Genomic DNA, 15,663 nt, shown 5'->3' with positions numbered 1-15,663 from the left:
TCAGCGGGTGATCCGGTTCACATGGCCCATTTTGCGGCCCGCTTTGGTCTCGGCTTTGCCGTAGAGATGCAGGCTGGCATCTTTTTCGCGAGCGATATGCGGCACCTTGTCCATGTCGGCACCGATCAGATTTTCCATCACCACATCGGCATAGCGCGACCCGTCGCCCAGCGGCCAACCGGCAACAGCGCGGATATGCTGCTCGAACTGGTCAATGCTGCAACCGTTCTGGGTCCAATGGCCTGAGTTATGCACACGCGGCGCGATCTCGTTAACGATAAGCCCTTGCGGCGTGACGAAAAGCTCAACCCCCAACACACCGATATAATCGAGCGCATTCAGGATTTTGGCGGCAATCAACACGGCATCGGTGCGCTGTGAGGCGCTCAAACGGGCGGGCACCGTGGTGCTGTGCAAAATCCCGTCGCGGTGCACGTTTTCACCGGGATCAAAACAGGCGACTTCGCCCGTCGGGCCACGCGCCGCGATAACCGAGACCTCGTGGCTGAATTCCACAAACCCTTCGAGCACAGCGGGCGCACCGGCAAGGCCGTCCAGCGCGGTGGCGACGTCGCTCTCGCTGCTCAGCCGGACCTGACCCTTGCCATCATATCCAAAGCGGCGGGTTTTCAGGATCGACGGGATGCCAATGTCGCGCACAGCGCGGGCCAGCGCCTCGGCGTCGGGCACATCGGCAAAGGGCGCAACCTTGAGACCAAGCTCTTGCAGGAAGTTTTTCTCGGTAAGTCGATCCTGCGAGATGCGCAGCGCTTCGCGGCCGGGGCGGATCGGGGTGATCGCCTCAATCACATCCAGCGCTTCGGTGGGGATGTTTTCGAACTCGAAAGTCACCACGTCGCAATCGCGCGCAAAGGCGGTCAAGGCGGCAGTGTCGTCATAGGCGGCAGTGGTCAGCCTGTTAGCGACCTGTGCGGCGGGCGGGGCGATGCCTGGCTCAAAGATGTGGCAGGTAAAGCCCAGCCGTGCAGCCGCGACCGACAGCATTCGGCCTAATTGGCCGCCGCCAAGAATACCAATGGTGGCGCCGGTGGCGAGCGGATCAGTCATCACTTGGCTCCTCGGGGATCGACGCGGTCAGATCGTCGCGCCACTTATCCAGCCGTGCCGCCAGTGCGGGGTCTTGCAGGGCAAGGATACCTGCGGCCATCAATGCGCCATTGGCGGCACCCGCCGCACCGATTGCCATGGTCGCCACCGGATAGCCGCGCGGCATCTGCAGAATGGAATAGAGCGAATCGACACCCGACAAAGCCCGGGTCTGCACGGGCACACCGATCACCGGTACGCGGGTTTTTGACGCCATCATGCCGGGTAAATGCGCGGCCCCGCCAGCGCCTGCGATAATCACCTGTAACCCGCGCCCGACAGCCGTCTTGCCATACTCCCACAGCCGGTCCGGCGTCCGGTGCGCCGAGACGATGCGTGTCTCATAGCCGATTTCCAGCTCGTCCAGCAGCGTGGCTGCCTGTTTCATGGTTTCCCAATCGGATTGGGACCCCATGATGATGCCGACAGGTGGGGTGGTCATAAAAGCACTGTCCCTTTGGTCGCGTAAAGAAGCGCGCACTATAGCCATGTGCCGGTCCGAGGCAATGCGCGATGATGGGGGTGAATCCGGCAGGCGGGCAGGCGCTTCAGGCGATGATATCCGGGGTCAGGCGGTCTTCGATCCGCGCGATGGTATCCTTGAGCCACAGTTTGCGCTTTTTCAGGCGCTGCAACATCAGCTGGTCAGAGGTGCCTCGCTCTACCATTGCGTGAATTGCGGTATCAAGATCGCGGTGTTCGCTGCGGAAAACCTCCAGCTCGACACGCAAAACATCCTCGTTTTTCATGGATAGATCGGCAGGGGCATTCATATTACAGATGATTCCGTCAGGTCTTTGGTCCTTCAATATAGAAGGACCGGCACGATCAGCATAGCCCTTGCGCTCTGCGAATGCTCTCCCCATATTTGATCTATCTGGGTTGCCGGTTACGGGACCCTCAAATGACTGTCGCTTAAGAAGTGAGGACGTGTCGCATGACGAAAATGACGCTGGCATCATATCCCCATATGCTGGGATTTGAGCAACTCGAACGGGTGCTGGAACGCAGTGCCAAAGGGGGCAATGAAGGCTACCCGCCGTTCAACATCGAACAAACATCCGATTTCAGTTACCGTATTACGTTGGCCGTTGCAGGCTTTTCGGAACAAGATCTGTCGATAACAGTTGAAGATAGACAGCTGGTGATCCGAGGCAGACAGGCCGAAGACAGCGGTGAGCGTGTGTTTCTCCATCGCGGTATCGCCGCGCGGCAGTTTCAACGGTCGTTCGTTCTGGCTGACGGTGTCGAAGTAGGTGAGGCCAAGATGGAGAACGGTTTGCTACACGTAGACCTGACCCGCGCCAAACCCGAGACCGTCATTCAAACGATAAAAATAAAGAAAGGCTAGGACTATGCAGGACATCGAGACCAATACCTCAGCCACAGACCGCACAGTATATGTGAAATCCATTGCCGTCAGCGATTTGCCCCGCGAAGTGCGCGAGCAAGCCGAAGGATTGGAGCAGATTTATGCAGTGCACGATTCCGAAGGCCAGCAGATCGCGCTGGTCGGCGACCGTAAGCTGGCATTTTCACTGGCCCGCGAGCATGACTATGCGCCGGTGATGGTACACTAATCCACGCCGCAATCGGGCAAAGCGCCCCGACGCTTGACAACATATGTCAAGGCCGCAGGATATCCTGCGGCCTTTTGCTTTTCGCATCGGCTCGTGCAGGGCTGTAGATTTGGGAGGCGATCAATTGAAGCTGGAATTTGATTGGGTGGATGCCTTTACCGATGTGCCGTTCGGCGGCAATGGCTGTGCCGTGGTACATGGTGGTGCGGTGCTGGATGCGTCGACCTGCATGGCCTATGTGCGCGAAACATCCCTCGTAGAATGCACCTTTACCGGTCCATCGGACTGCGCGGATTTGCGGATCAGATACTTTCTGGCCAGCCGCGAAATTCCTTTTGCCGGTCATCCGAGTATCGCCACACTCGCCGCTTTGCGCCATCGCGGCTGGCTTGGGGATGGCCCCGTGAGCTTTGAGACGGGCGCCGGCGTGATACAGGCAGAAATCGACGGCGGTCGGATCACCCTGTTTCAAAATGCGCCGGTTTTTGGCGCGCAGGTGCCCGCCGAAATTGTTGCCGCCGTGGGCGGATTGCAGGCCGAAGACATCCTGGGCACGCCGCAGATCGTCTCCACCGGACTGCCGTTCTGCATCACAGTTCTGCGCGACCCTGCCGCGCTGGCACGAGCGAAGCTCGATCAGGCGGGGCTTGCGGCCTACATGGCCCATCTTGGCACCTCTGCCAGCGATATGATGGAGCCGTTTTGGGTCACGCTGTCCGGTTTTACCGAAGCGGGAGATACCTCAGCCCGTTTGTTGCTCGCTCCGCCCAGCCCCGCAGAAGATCCGTTTACCGGATCCGCGACGGGCGCGATGGCGGGTTATCTCTGGGCGCAGGGATTGATCACATCGCCCGCCTTTATTGCAGAGCAGGGCCATCTGATGGGACGGCCCGGTCAGGCGCAGGTTGAGGTGCTCGGTCCGCGCGATGCGATCACTGGGGTTAAAGTTGCGGGGCAGGGCGCTGTGCTGATGTCGGGAAGCGTGCTTTTCCCCGACTAGGACCCAACCAGTCGCACAACAAAAAACGCAGCCCCGAAAGGCTGCGTCTTCTTTGTTTTCCACTGGTGGCTTCCGGCTTAGGCTCTGATCAGGCCCATGCTCTCCAGCTTTAGCAACACCTGATGCGCGCAGTTGTCGACATCGACGCTTTCCGTCTCAATCGACAGTTCGGGGTTGGCGGGCACATCGTAAGGGTCAGAAATGCCAGTGAATTCCTTGATTTTGCCTTCGCGCGCGAGCTTGTAGAGACCCTTGCGGTCGCGCCGCTCGCATTCTTCCAAGCTTGTGGCGACGTGCACTTCCACGAAGGCACCAAAGGCTTCAACATCCTCGCGCACGGCACGACGGGTGGTTGCATAAGGCGCGATAGGCGCACAAATTGCGATGCCGCCGTTCTTGGTGATCTCGGAGGCCACATAACCGATACGACGGATGTTCAGATCGCGGTGCTCCTTGGAGAAGCCAAGCTCGGACGACAGGTTTTTGCGCACGATATCGCCATCAAGCAGCGTCACAGGACGGCCGCCCATCTCCATCAATTTGACCATCAAAGCATTGGCGATGGTCGACTTGCCCGAACCCGAAAAGCCGGTGAAGAAAACAGTGAAACCCTGATTGGAGCGCGGCGGCTTGGTGCGGCGCAGTTCCTTGACGACCTCGGGGAAGGAGAACCATTCGGGGATCTCCAAGCCTTCTTGCAGACGACGACGCAGTTCGGTGCCCGAGATGTTGAGAATCGTGACATCGTCTTTGTCTTTGATCTCGTCCATGGCTTCGTATTGGGCGCGTTCCTGCACCCAGACCATGTGTTTGAAGTCGACCATTTCGATGCCCATTTCTTCTTGATGCGTGCGGAACAGGTCCTGCGCATCATAGGGGCCGTAAAAATCTTCGCCTTTGGAGTTATTGCCGGGGCCTGCGTGGTCGCGGCCAACGATAAAGTGTGTGCAGCCGTGGTTTTTGCGGATCAGACCGTGCCAAACTGCTTCGCGGGGGCCTGCCATGCGCATGGCAAGGTTCAGCAGGGACATCGCGGTGGTGGCTGCCGGATACTTGTCCAGAACCGCCTCATAGCAACGCACGCGGGTGAAGTGATCGACATCGCCGGGTTTGGTCAGGCCGACAACCGGATGGATCAGCAGGTTGGCTTGTGCTTCGCGCGCGGCGCGGAAGGTAAGCTCTTGGTGTGCGCGGTGCAGCGGGTTGCGGGTCTGGAAAGCTACAACCTTGCGCCAGCCCATCTTGCGGAAATAGGCACGCAATTCGTTGGGCGTGTCGCGGCGGGCGCGGAAATCATAGTGCACGGGTTGCTGGATGCCGGTGACGGGACCACCAAGATAGATAGAACCGGCCTGATTGTGCAGGTAATTGACCGCCGGATGGGCATCGTCATCTGCGCCAAAGACCTTCTCGGCCTCCAGAGCCTTGTTTGGCGTCCAACGGTCGGTGACCGTCATGGTGGCGAGGATCACGCCCTCTTGGTCACGCAAAGCGATGTCCTGACCCAGCTCCAGCTTTTCAGCGAACTCCGGGCTGACATCGAGGTTGATCGGCATTGGCCACAGTGCGCCATCGGCCAGACGCATGTTCTCAACGACGCCGTTGTAATCTGCTTCGCTCAGGAACCCTTTGAGAGGGTTAAACCCGCCGTTCATCAGCAACTCAAGGTCGCAGATCTGGCGCGGTGTCAGATCGTGGCTTACCAAGTTGCCGGCCTCGACCCGCAGCTTTTGCGCGGAGTCGTGGGAAACATAAAGTTCTGGAATAGGAGCAAGGTTGGGCGTCTGCATTGAGCAACTCACATCTTTTATAAATCAATTGGGTGGCTGCGCGGGTCCTAACCCTTGCAACCGATGGAAATCAAGCTTTTCCGCGTCTGGCACGGAGTAATGGGGTCGTTTGAAGCGAAAACGGCCCCGAAGGGCCGCTTTGTATTAAACAGTTTCTTTAATTTCGGCACCATAGCCCAAAGGCAATGAGGTGTCATTACCTGCGTCGTCACCAACTTCGGCCAAAAACCGCTCTGCCTCCAGCGCGGCCATGCAACCCATGCCCGCAGAGGTCACAGCTTGTCGGTATTTGTGGTCCGTCAGGTCACCGGCCGCAAATACGCCGGGGATCGATGTTTCGGTGCTGTCTGGTTTGGTGACGACATAGCCGCCCATATGGGTTTCGAGCACGTCCTTCACCAATTCGTTGGCAGGCGCATGGCCGATGGCGACAAACACGCCCTTGGCGGGGATATCGGTAATCTCGCCGGTCTCAACATGCTTGACCTTGATGCCTTCGACGCCAAGCGGTGCATCGGTGCCGTAAACCTCTTCAAGGGCATGGAACCACAGCGGCGTGATTTTGGGGTTCTTCATAAGGCGGTCAATGAGGATTTTCTCGGCGCGCAATTCACCACGGCGGTGCACCAGCGTCACTTTGGAGGCAAAATTAGTCAGGAACAGCGCTTCTTCCACAGCGGTATTGCCACCCCCCACAACCACAATCTCTTGGTTGCGATAAAAGAAACCATCGCAGGTGGCACAGGCCGAAACGCCGAAGCCTTTGAACTTTTCTTCGCTCTCTAGTCCGAGCCACTTTGCCCGCGCCCCTGTCGCAAGGATGACCGCATCAGCGATATAAGTCGTGCCACTGTCGCCCTTGGCGTGAAACGGTCGGCTCGACAGGTCGAGATCGGTGATAATGTCACCAATGATTTCGGTGCCCATCGCTTTGGCGTGGTCTTGCATCCGCACCATCAGATCGGGGCCTTGCACCTCGGTATCGCCGGGCCAGTTTTCGACCTCCGTGGTGGTGGTCAACTGGCCGCCGGGCTCGATGCCCTGCACGAGGATCGGCTCTAGCATCGCACGGCTGGCATAGACACCAGCGGTATATCCTGCAGGGCCGGAGCCAATGATCAGAACCTTGGTCTTTCGCGTCTCGGCCATGTCAGCCCCCTGATGATCAAATTATAAGCCCGCACGATATAGCCCCTCCTTTCGCGACCTTAAACCCCTACTTCCCATTGATCGCCAACAAGGCTATTGCGGCGCGGCCCTGCGGATTATGCGGGACAAAGGCGGCTGCAATCGCGGACCGATCAGGCTGGGCGCCGAATTCTTGCTGTGTGGCGAAAGATTATTGCGCCCGCCACCGTCGCTGTTATAACAATCGCAAATTCCAAGGGGGCATTATGGCGGGTACACGGCTTGATCCGATTGATCGGAAAATTCTGGCCGAATTGCAGGCAGACGGTCGGATGACCAACGTCGAGCTTGCAAAGCGGGTGGGAATTTCAGCACCACCCTGCCTGCGCCGGGTTCGCACGCTCGAAGAGCAAGGCTATATCCGTGGCTATCACGCCGACGTCGACCCGCGCGAATTGGGGTTCGAGGTGCAGGTGTTTGCGATGGTCGGTCTGGCCAGTCAGGCCGAGGTCGATCTGAGCGCCTTCGAGCAGAAATGCCGTGCCTGGTCCTTGGTTCGCGAATGCCACATGCTCAACGGCGAGGTGGATTTCGTGCTGAAATGCGTGGCGCCTGATCTGTCGAGCTTTCAAAGCTTTCTAACCGGCGAGCTGTTGACCACCCCCAATGTGGCCAGCGTCAAGACCAGCCTCGTGATCCGTGGCGCGAAGGATGAGCCGGGCGTGCCATTTGATGTGCTGGAAAAGCGTCTGGAAACAGCGCCTTAACAGACTTTAAAAAGCGTCTTGCTCCTGCTCGGGCGCGCGCGGATGGGCCAGTGGCCCGAAGTCCGTGACATGGCCGATCTGTGGAAACAGCGACAGGAAACGGTCGCGGATGCTGTGGGGCACATCGCGGGTGGCGTTGGCGCCGGGATGGAAGGTCTCCATTTCGACGCCGCCCGCATTGATGGCTGCGTGGCGGGTCAGGCAGATGTGGAACAGGCGCACCGGAGTCGGGGGCGTCACCTCGATCACATTCACGCCGTCGATAAATTCGCGCACCGGTGTCAGCAGTTTGGTCCCGTCATTGTCGCCGCGCAGATGGTGCGGGGTGTGCAGGATGCGCGCGCTTGGCCCAACGGTGAGGAAAGTGCTGGGGCGGCCTTGGCCGAAACTATCGGTCATAATGCGCAGCAGTGGCGTGGTGCGGCCCACATCGGCGGGCACAAAGCTGCTGGACCCGACCCAAATTAACTTAGCAGGCTCGCCCGTCGAGGTATTGATCATATCGCCGGGCTGCAGGTCTTCGACAGCTACGGGGCCGTCCACGGTCTGGATCAGCGTGCCGCGGGCAAAGGCCGAAAACGCCTTTTCCAGCAGCGGCACAGCGGGCGCACGGTCCTGCCCGATATAAAGCGAGCCGTCCTTGCGCAGGGCGACGACCTCGTAGCTCCGCATCGGCACCGGCGCGGCGGCGCGGACGGGTTCCGGGGATGTGCCGGACGCAGTGAGGCTGAAGCCCCGCCCGCTATTGGCGCCAGATGTGGCGCCTCGGGGCGCCTGAGCAGCAATTGAAGTCATGCGATAACCTTTAACTGGTTTGTCACATCCGTGTCGGCCCCCACCGACAACATCGGAAATAACGCTGGTTGGTCATTTACGTGTTGTGATCTGACCCTAAATCGCCACGTCTCAGGTGAATTGTCAAAGTATCCTGAACATTAACTGCCTTGTTCGCGTCAATTTGATCGAAATTTGCCTTTTTGTTTCCGCAATTCGCGGATTACCGCCACATTCCCGCAAGAAAAAATGGCCCCCCGCGCGAATCAACGTGCGGGGGGCCAAGGCGGGGAAAATCTTGGGAGTGTCGCGTTGTCGGCTGGTCCAGCTTAGGCGGACTTGCGAACTACCGGCGCTGCGTTGCGTTTCGCGATGAACGCGGCGCGGCGGCTCCCACGGGCCCAAGGCATCACTGTGGTGTCCTTGGCGGCGGTGTCTACGATGCTCTTGATGAAGCGCTTGTTGGTTTTCATGTCTCTGTCCTCAGTTTGCTGTTTGTTGTTGGGCCGCTGCCCTTGCTTGAGACTGAATATGACGGAGCAATCGGGCCGGTTTCTGGCATTTGACAGAAAAGAGAAGAAAATCGTCGGTGAATTTGAGGCAATTTGTGGTGACCCTGCCACAATTGCGCAAAGTCCCTATTTTATTGGGCAACGTGCCGTTCAGCGTATCCAATTGTGGGGTTTTGAGGGGATTGTTTCCAATCCAGCACCGCAGATTTAAGGCGACCTCACGGCGAAGCTTGCCCCAATCTCGCCGCGATCAAAGGGTGATCGTTGCAATCAGCCGACCGTAGTCCGCTTCCTTGGCGTGGGTGGTACGGCGGTAGGAATAGAATCGCGCCGCATCGGAATAGGTGCAGTGACCGGTCCACTCGGCAAAGCCTACGCCTGCTGCACGCAATCTGCTCAGGCCAAAGCTGGGCAAGTCAAATTGCAGCTTGTCGCCACGGCCTTGCGCAAAGAAGCGCGAATTAGCCGCATCTTCGGCCAAGAAGGCATCGAGAAACTCGGGGCCGACCTCATAGACGCGCTGACTGATCGACGGGCCGATAACGGCGGCGATATCGACACGCGCTGCACCCAACGCCTCCATCGCGTCGATGGTGGCCTCAAGCACGCCATCGAGCGCGCCGCGCCATCCGGCATGGGCCGCGCCGATCACGCCCGCCTTGGCATCGGCAAACAGGACAGGCTGGCAATCGGCTGTCAGCACAGACAGCGCCAGCCCTTCTGTCTTTGTCACCATCGCATCGGCACGCGGCTTTTTCGGCAGCGGCGCGTCGACGGTGATCACATTGGTCGAGTGTATTTGATGCACCCCGATCAGGTGATCGGCGGGCACGCCCATCGCTTCAGCCACGCGGCCGCGGTTGATTGTCACGATCTCGCTCTGGTCCGAGCTGCCCTGCCCACAGTTCAGCCCTGCAAAGACCCCCGACGAGGCGCCCCCCCTGCGGGTAAAAAAGCCGTGGCGCAAAGGGGTCAGCGCGTCAGATGTCAAAATTTCAAGCGTCATGGCTCTAATCCGGGTGGGGGCAAGGCGCCATTTTGGTACAGCGCAATTACTTTGAACAGCGTTCCCATTTCTTCGGGGTGCGTCAACCGTCGATGTGCAGAAATGTGGTTGGTTAAAGCATCTTCGTTGAGTGTTGCGGCAAGTTTGCGCGCACGTTGGGTGATGCCCAAGCGTTCGAGAAAGACCCCTTGCGGAGTAAGTGCGCTGTGTGCGCAAGGTTCGGCGGCCTGCGCCAGTGCTTCAAAGTCCACATGGGCGGTCAGATCGGCGCGTCCGGGAGCGGCAAGCGGATCGACCTTCTCATGCTGTTCAATCGCCTGAAACGTATTCCCCAAGCTGCGCCAGCTGCCGTAATCGATGATCAGGGCTGCGCCACCGAAACCGGCAATGCGGTCCGCAAGCCCGCTCACCGCGGGGCCAAGCGCACTGCTGACCTCGATCATGTCGCCGTCTTTGGTATCCGCCAACCGCGCCTCAAAGCTTGGCTGCGGCAAAGAGGGCCCAAGGCCGAAAGCCAGCCTGTCCTCTTGCAGGCCAACCTGCCGTTCGCGCCACTGTGCCCCGTCCCGGATAAACTGGCGGATCGGCAATGCGTCGAAGAACTCATTGGCGATGGCAAAGAGCGGTTGGTCGGGCAGGGCGTCCGTGGTGTCGACCCACGACACCGCATGGCCTGCCAGCGTTGCGCGTTGTTCGGCTCGCAACGCGGGGGAGGCTTCCACGAGCACGATCTGGGCAGCATCAAGAAAGCCGGGGACGGCGGTACAGGCGCGCAACGCATCGGCCATCAGAGTGCCACGGCCCGGGCCAAGCTCGGCCAAGGTGAAGGGCGCAGGGGCGCCTTTAGACAGCCAGTCTTGCGCCAGGCAAAGCCCGATCAATTCGCCGAACATCTGGCTGATCTCGGGGGCGGTCGTAAAATCGCCCGCGCGGCCAAAGGGCTGGCGCGTCGTATAGTAGCCGTACTCGGGGTGCAGCAAGCAAACCGACATATATTCATCCAGCCGCATTGGGCCGTCGGCAGCAATTCGGGCAATCAAGTGGTCGCGCAGACGCATCAGTGGCGACGTGACCGAATGATGAGAAACAACCCGACCGCGATCATTGGCAGGCTTAACATCTGCCCCATGGTCAGGCCGTAGCCGCCGATATGCCATGCCAGACCCAGCGGATTGCCATCGCTGACAAACTGGGCGTCAGGCTGGCGCACAAACTCGACAACAAAGCGAGCAAGCCCATATCCGGCTAGGAACGTGCCACCGATCAAACCTTCGTGTTTCAGCGCCCCGCGCTGCCACGCCATCCAAACCAACAGCCCACCCAGCACCAAACCTTCGAGCAGCGCCTCATAGAGCTGCGAGGGGTGACGTGCGCAAATGCCTGCGATTTCAGGGCAGAACTGCGCGGCCTCGGTCGGGAAGGCGACGCCCCAAGGCAGGTCAGTTGGCCGGCCCCAAAGCTCGGCGTTAATGAAGTTGGCCAGCCGCCCCAGAAACAACCCCGGCGCAAGGCCCAAACAGACCATGTCACCGGTCGAGATCATCGGGATCTTATGGCGGCGCGTAAAGGCGATGCCCGCGATGATCACACCTAAAGCGCCCCCGTGGAACGACATCCCGCCTTCCCAAATTTGCAGGATACGGGCGGGGTTTTCGAGATAAAATGCGGTTTGGTAAAACAGGACATAGCCAAGCCTTCCACCCAGAATGACGCCGAGGATCACCCAGAACAGCAAGTCCTCGACACGCGCAGGTGTCATCACAGGCGTATCGTTTTTCCACAAACGCGGGGTGCGCGTGGCTTGCACCACAAGGCGCCAGCCCAGCAAGATGCCGACGATATAGGCCAGCGCATACCAGCGCAGCGAAAACGACAAACCAAAAAGCGAGATGGTGAAAATCTCGGGGGCGATATCGGGGAATGGGAGCATGGCTATCATGGCCCCGATTGAGCGTGTCGCGCAGCCGATGTCAACCTTGCGGGCAGGGTGTACACTCCCCATATAGGGGACAATCACATAAACGAGAGGTTCGCCATGCAGACGCGCAACAAGTTTTTCGACGATATCAGCCAGATGATGACCAATGCCATGGGTGTGGCGCAGGGCGCCAAGGGCGAGGCCGAAACCGCCTTTAAAGGCATGCTGGACCGTTGGCTGGCCGACCGCGACTTTGTCACCCGCGAGGAATTTGACGCCGTGCGCGCCATGGCCCAGAAGGCCCGCGAAGAGAACGAAGCGCTCAAAGCGCGACTAGACGCCCTGGACGCCAAGAAGAGCTGAATGCAGCCGATCTGAGACAAACTTTTGGGGGTGCCTGCTTTCGGTAGGCCCCCCGTTCAACATTGGACATTTTATCGGTCCGCCCGCATATCGGCGGGTTAAACGCTCAAGACTTTGAGTGATTTGTGGATTTACCCACAAGATATTGCAGTTATCCCCCACCAATTGATGTTATCCCCAGAAAAGGGGTTGCCAGACGGCACCCTTAGGTATCACCATATCTTGTATAGGCGGTGGGTCGCCCCACGGCTTATTGTGCAGGCATCTAGGTCAAGCGCGCGAGCGCCAGATCCGGACAGACAACAAGAGGTGGCGAAAATGGCCCTGAGCGAGCAGTACCTTGAGGACGACATTCACCCCATCGACATTGTGGAAAACATCGCAGCGCACCACGACTGGGACTTTGACCGCATTTCAGACGAACAAATCGCCATGGCTGTGCAAGGCCAGTGGCGCACCTATTCCATCACACTGGCATGGTCGGCCTATGACGAAACGCTGCGCCTGATCGCCACATTCGAGATGGAACCGCCGGCTGAGAAGCTGCCTGATCTTTACGCTTTGCTGAACGAAGTGAACGACCAGTGCTGGGCGGGTGGTTTCACGTTCTGGGCAGAACAAAAGCTGATGGTCTATCGCTACGGGCTGGTGCTGACGGGCGGGCAGGTTGCCTCGCCCGAGCAGATCGACACGATGATCAGCGCCGCCGTGATGAATGCAGAGCGCTATTATCCGGCACTGCAATTGCTGATTTGGGGCGACAGAACCCCCACCGAAGCGATCCAAGTCGCCATTGCAGAGGCTTACGGGCGCGCGTAACACTCTCCCGAACACGCATTTCGGGGGAAGATTATATGGAAAACGGTCGTATCGCAGAGCAAGGTCTGGTTTTGCTGGGCTGTGGCAAAATGGGGTCGGCGATGCTGGCAGGCTGGTTGGCCCGTGGCCTTCCCGCCACCTCCGTCTGGGTGATGGACCCGCATCCCTCCGACTGGCTGCGCGCGCAGGGGGTTCACCTGAACGCTGATCTGCCTGCGTCGCCCGCGATTGTACTTGTCGCGGTCAAACCGCAGATGATGGCCGATGCGCTGCCGACGTTGCAGGCGATGGGCAATGGCGAGACCCTGTTTATCAGCGTCGCAGCGGGCGTCACCATCGGCACTTTCGAAAGCATTCTGGGCGATCAAACCCCTATTATCCGCGCCATGCCCAACACACCTGCGGCAATCTCCCAAGGCATCACTGCGATCGTAGCCAATGGCCCTGCGGGCGCGCAAGCGCTGGACGAAGCCGAGATGTTGCTGAGTGCAGTCGGTCAGGTCGTCCGGCTTGAAACCGAAGGCCAGATCGACGCGGTCACAGGGGTTAGCGGCTCCGGCCCCGCCTATGTTTTCCACATGATTGAAACGATGGCTGCGGCAGGCGAGGCGCAGGGCTTGCCTGCGGACATGGCAATGACATTGGCAAAAGCCACCGTCGCCGGGGCAGGAGCCTTGGCGATGCAAGCCGAAGAAACGCCGGCGCAATTGCGGGTGAACGTGACCAGCCCGAATGGCACTACGCAGGCGGCTCTCGAGGTTTTGATGAATGAGACTGACGGCTTCCCGGCCTTGCTGAAAAAGGCCGTGAAAGCGGCTGCTGACCGTGCACGGGAGCTGGCGAATGGCGGAGATCAACTTTGACGATTTTCTCAAGGTCGATGTGCGCGTCGGCACCGTGACACGGGCGGAGATTTTCCCCGAGGCCCGCAAGCCAGCGATCAAACTTTGGATCGATTTTGGCGACGAAATCGGGCTGCGCAAAACCTCGGCGCAGATCACTGCGCATTACACGCCCGAGGCGCTGGTAGGTCGGCAGGTGATGGCGGTGGTCAACTTCCCGCCGCGCCAGATTGGGCCGTTTATGTCGGAGGTCCTTGTTTTAGGGCTGCCCGACGAGAGCGGAGAGATTGTGTTAATCGGGCCGGATCAGGCTGTGAAACGTGGCGGACGGATGCATTGAAAAAAATATTGATCACAAGACCTTTGCCGGATGAGGTGCTTGACCTTCTGAGCGGTTTCGACCTTGTCGTGCGGCAGGAAAACACACCGCTTGGCAATGATGAGTTGCGTAATGCCTTGCGGGAATTCGACGGCGTACTGCCGACATTGGGCGATGCCTTTTCGGCGGATGTGTTTGCCGAAGTCCCGGCTCCGCGTTGCAGAATACTGGCGAACTTCGGCGTCGGCTTTAACCACATCGACGTCAAAGCCGCAGCGGGGGCGGGCGTGGTCGTCACCAATACACCGGGCGCTGTGACGGATGCGACCGCCGACACAGCTATGACGCTGATGCTGATGAGTGCGCGGCGCGCGGGCGAGGGCGAGCGCTTGGTCCGCTCGGGGAATTGGGCGGGTTGGCATCCGACCCAGATGCTTGGCCTGCATCTGACCGGCAAAACGGTCGGGATTGTGGGGATGGGGCGCATCGGGCAGGCGATCGCGAAGCGTTGCCATTTCGGGTTCGGAATGTCGGTGAAATATGTCAGCCGCAGCCCAAAGGAGCTGGATTTTCCCGCCGAAAATCTGCGTGAACTTGGGTTGCTGGCGGGGCAGGTCGATGTGCTGGTCCTCGCCGTTCCAGGCGGTGCCGAGACGCGCCACCTGATTGATGCCGACATCATTGCGGCGATGCGTCCACATGCCCATCTGGTCAACATTTCGCGCGGAGACGTGGTCGATGAGGCGGCGCTGATTGATGCTCTGCAACGTGGAACAATCGGCGGCGCAGGGCTTGATGTCTATGAGGGCGAGCCGCATGTCCCACAGGCATTGCGGGATCTGGATAACGTGGTGCTATTGCCGCATTTAGGTACTGCTGCGCGGGAGGTGCGTGTGGATATGGGGCAGCTTGCCGTCAAAAATTTGCAAGCGTTCTTTGCGATGAAGGAACCGCCTAACCGCGTGTAAAAATCTGTTCGATGCGCGATTGCCCCTTTTCGGCGACGGCAATCGCGCGGGCCGAAATGGAACATTTCCAGTTTCGCCCCCGTGCAATAGCCACTATCTGATGTCGCAAATCGGCAAGGGAAACGTCATGGCAAAACTGTTCTTTCACTGGGGATCAATGGACGCGGGCAAATCGACGTTGCTGCTGCAAACCCAGCATAACTATCGCGTGAAGGGCATGGAGTGCCTCTTGCTGACCGCCGCGCTGGACACACGGTCCGGTGAGGGCCGGATTGCCAGCCGTCTGGGTTTGGAATCCGTCGCCGAAACTTTTGCCCCCGACGAAGACCTATTTGAGAAGATCATGGTGCCAGCGGCGCAGGCGAAAGTGGCCGCTGTGCTGTGCGATGAGGCACATTTCTTGTCGCCCCAGCAGGTAATGCAGCTGGCCCGTGGCGTGGACGAATTGAAGGTGCCGGTCCTGGCATATGGATTGCGCACGGATTTTCGGCTGCAGGCTTTTCCGGGCTCAGCGGCCTTGCTGGCTGTGGCAGATGTCATCCGCGAAATGCGCTCAATCTGCGACTGCGGTCGGGCGGCGACGGCTGTGTTGCGATTTGATGAGACGGGTAACCCGGTTTTCACCGGCCCGCAGGTGCAGATCGGCGGCAATTCGACCTACAAATCCGTCTGCCGCAAACACTGGTTTGAGGCACTTCGTGAACATGAAGAGCAAGAGGCGCCCGTGCACTGAGCATCGCCTTGCAAGACCCAGCAAGCGATTAGACTGA

At 59.2% G+C, this 15,663-nt stretch carries 21 protein-coding genes; 11 read left to right on the top strand and 10 right to left on the bottom strand.

The genetic code is table 11. The features are described 5' to 3' along the window. The 3 genes from BM174_RS01150 to BM174_RS01140 all read right to left on the bottom strand — a co-directional run bounded on the left by BM174_RS01150 (position 1) and on the right by BM174_RS01140 (position 1,880). Positions 1-1,068 carry a 5-(carboxyamino)imidazole ribonucleotide synthase gene (locus BM174_RS01150; protein ID WP_093921984.1) on the bottom strand — a complete coding sequence of 356 codons (1,068 nt, stop codon included), beginning with the start codon at positions 1,066-1,068 and terminating at the stop codon, positions 1-3. After that, entirely contained in the window at positions 1,061-1,549 is a 489-nt protein-coding gene (gene purE / locus BM174_RS01145) for a 5-(carboxyamino)imidazole ribonucleotide mutase (RefSeq protein WP_177209383.1), read from the bottom strand. The genes BM174_RS01150 and purE overlap by 8 nt, the downstream gene beginning before the upstream one ends. A gap of 106 nt (positions 1,550-1,655) precedes the next feature. Next, positions 1,656-1,880: a YdcH family protein gene (locus BM174_RS01140; RefSeq protein WP_093921983.1), complete on the bottom strand. Its 225-nt coding sequence runs from the start codon at positions 1,878-1,880 to the stop codon at positions 1,656-1,658. Positions 1,881-2,044: 164 nt separating this feature from the next. Here BM174_RS01140 and BM174_RS01135 point away from each other — a divergent pair, with 164 nt between their 5' ends. The 3 genes from BM174_RS01135 (at position 2,045) to BM174_RS01125 (ending at position 3,687) form a co-directional block, all read left to right on the top strand. Further along, complete coding sequence (locus tag BM174_RS01135) at positions 2,045-2,458, top strand: Hsp20 family protein (protein WP_093921982.1); 414 nt, start codon at positions 2,045-2,047, stop codon at positions 2,456-2,458. A gap of 4 nt (positions 2,459-2,462) precedes the next feature. After that, positions 2,463-2,687: a DUF1150 family protein gene (locus tag BM174_RS01130; RefSeq protein WP_093921981.1), complete on the top strand. Its 225-nt coding sequence runs from the start codon at positions 2,463-2,465 to the stop codon at positions 2,685-2,687. Between the two features lie 124 nt (positions 2,688-2,811). Further along, positions 2,812-3,687 carry a PhzF family phenazine biosynthesis protein gene (locus BM174_RS01125; protein WP_245766226.1) on the top strand — a complete coding sequence of 292 codons (876 nt, stop codon included), beginning with the start codon at positions 2,812-2,814 and terminating at the stop codon, positions 3,685-3,687. Positions 3,688-3,764: 77 nt separating this feature from the next. Here the strand turns inward: BM174_RS01125 and BM174_RS01120 are convergent, their stop codons facing one another. Both BM174_RS01120 and trxB read right to left on the bottom strand, forming a co-directional pair. Next, a complete protein-coding gene (locus tag BM174_RS01120; RefSeq protein ID WP_093921979.1) occupies positions 3,765-5,477 on the bottom strand; it encodes a bifunctional sulfate adenylyltransferase/adenylylsulfate kinase in 1,713 nt (570 codons plus the stop codon). Between the two features lie 144 nt (positions 5,478-5,621). Further along, positions 5,622-6,626 (bottom strand): thioredoxin-disulfide reductase, encoded by a 1,005-nt coding sequence (trxB, locus tag BM174_RS01115; RefSeq protein WP_093921978.1) that lies wholly within the window; start codon positions 6,624-6,626, stop codon positions 5,622-5,624. A 245-nt stretch (positions 6,627-6,871) separates the two neighbouring features. On the opposite strand from trxB, the gene BM174_RS01110 reads away from it, so the two are divergent. Then, positions 6,872-7,372: an Lrp/AsnC family transcriptional regulator gene (locus tag BM174_RS01110; RefSeq protein WP_093921977.1), complete on the top strand. Its 501-nt coding sequence runs from the start codon at positions 6,872-6,874 to the stop codon at positions 7,370-7,372. 6 nt (positions 7,373-7,378) lie between these two features. On the opposite strand, the gene BM174_RS01105 is transcribed toward BM174_RS01110, so the two are convergent. Both BM174_RS01105 and BM174_RS20995 read right to left on the bottom strand, forming a co-directional pair. Next, positions 7,379-8,167 carry a Hint domain-containing protein gene (locus BM174_RS01105; RefSeq protein WP_245766225.1) on the bottom strand — a complete coding sequence of 263 codons (789 nt, stop codon included), beginning with the start codon at positions 8,165-8,167 and terminating at the stop codon, positions 7,379-7,381. 308 nt (positions 8,168-8,475) lie between these two features. Next, on the bottom strand, positions 8,476-8,619 hold the full coding sequence (locus BM174_RS20995) for a hypothetical protein (protein WP_177209382.1): 144 nt from the start codon (positions 8,617-8,619) through the stop codon (positions 8,476-8,478). A 58-nt stretch (positions 8,620-8,677) separates the two neighbouring features. Between BM174_RS20995 and BM174_RS01100 the strand changes: the two genes are divergently transcribed. Further along, a complete protein-coding gene (locus tag BM174_RS01100; protein WP_093921976.1) occupies positions 8,678-8,869 on the top strand; it encodes a hypothetical protein in 192 nt (63 codons plus the stop codon). Positions 8,870-8,908: 39 nt separating this feature from the next. On the opposite strand, the gene pgeF is transcribed toward BM174_RS01100, so the two are convergent. The 3 genes from pgeF to lgt are packed head-to-tail and all read right to left on the bottom strand — an operon-like array spanning position 8,909 to position 11,603. Continuing rightward, positions 8,909-9,664 (bottom strand): peptidoglycan editing factor PgeF, encoded by a 756-nt coding sequence (pgeF, locus tag BM174_RS01095; RefSeq protein ID WP_093921975.1) that lies wholly within the window; start codon positions 9,662-9,664, stop codon positions 8,909-8,911. After that, a complete protein-coding gene (locus BM174_RS01090) occupies positions 9,661-10,722 on the bottom strand; it encodes a class I SAM-dependent methyltransferase (protein WP_177209381.1) in 1,062 nt (353 codons plus the stop codon). The genes pgeF and BM174_RS01090 overlap by 4 nt, the downstream gene beginning before the upstream one ends. Next, entirely contained in the window at positions 10,722-11,603 is an 882-nt protein-coding gene (gene lgt / locus BM174_RS01085; protein WP_093922236.1) for a prolipoprotein diacylglyceryl transferase, read from the bottom strand. The genes BM174_RS01090 and lgt overlap by 1 nt, the downstream gene beginning before the upstream one ends. Positions 11,604-11,699: 96 nt before the next feature. Between lgt and BM174_RS01080 the strand changes: the two genes are divergently transcribed. The 6 genes from BM174_RS01080 to BM174_RS01055 all read left to right on the top strand — a co-directional run bounded on the left by BM174_RS01080 (position 11,700) and on the right by BM174_RS01055 (position 15,626). After that, positions 11,700-11,945: an accessory factor UbiK family protein gene (locus BM174_RS01080; RefSeq protein WP_093921974.1), complete on the top strand. Its 246-nt coding sequence runs from the start codon at positions 11,700-11,702 to the stop codon at positions 11,943-11,945. 318 nt (positions 11,946-12,263) lie between these two features. Continuing rightward, on the top strand, positions 12,264-12,764 hold the full coding sequence (locus BM174_RS01075) for a type III secretion system chaperone family protein (RefSeq protein WP_093921973.1): 501 nt from the start codon (positions 12,264-12,266) through the stop codon (positions 12,762-12,764). Between the two features lie 35 nt (positions 12,765-12,799). Continuing rightward, positions 12,800-13,627, top strand: coding sequence for a pyrroline-5-carboxylate reductase (gene proC, locus BM174_RS01070; RefSeq protein WP_093921972.1), 828 nt, complete (start codon positions 12,800-12,802; stop codon positions 13,625-13,627). Continuing rightward, the gene (locus tag BM174_RS01065) at positions 13,608-13,946 is read left to right on the top strand and encodes a tRNA-binding protein (RefSeq protein WP_093921971.1); all 339 of its coding nucleotides are present in this window, start codon (positions 13,608-13,610) and stop codon (positions 13,944-13,946) included. Before proC ends, BM174_RS01065 begins: the two co-directional genes overlap by 20 nt. Continuing rightward, complete coding sequence (locus tag BM174_RS01060) at positions 13,943-14,893, top strand: 2-hydroxyacid dehydrogenase (protein WP_093921970.1); 951 nt, start codon at positions 13,943-13,945, stop codon at positions 14,891-14,893. The genes BM174_RS01065 and BM174_RS01060 overlap by 4 nt, the downstream gene beginning before the upstream one ends. 127 nt (positions 14,894-15,020) lie before the next feature. Further along, complete coding sequence (locus BM174_RS01055; protein WP_093921969.1) at positions 15,021-15,626, top strand: thymidine kinase; 606 nt, start codon at positions 15,021-15,023, stop codon at positions 15,624-15,626. Positions 15,627-15,663: the final 37 nt, after the last annotated feature.

Source organism: Sulfitobacter brevis (genome assembly GCF_900112755.1).
In the GTDB taxonomy this organism is placed as follows: Bacteria; Pseudomonadota; Alphaproteobacteria; order Rhodobacterales; family Rhodobacteraceae; genus Sulfitobacter; species Sulfitobacter brevis.
Note: the sequence above shows the minus strand (reverse complement) of the source record. Positions and strands in the feature narration are given on the sequence as shown.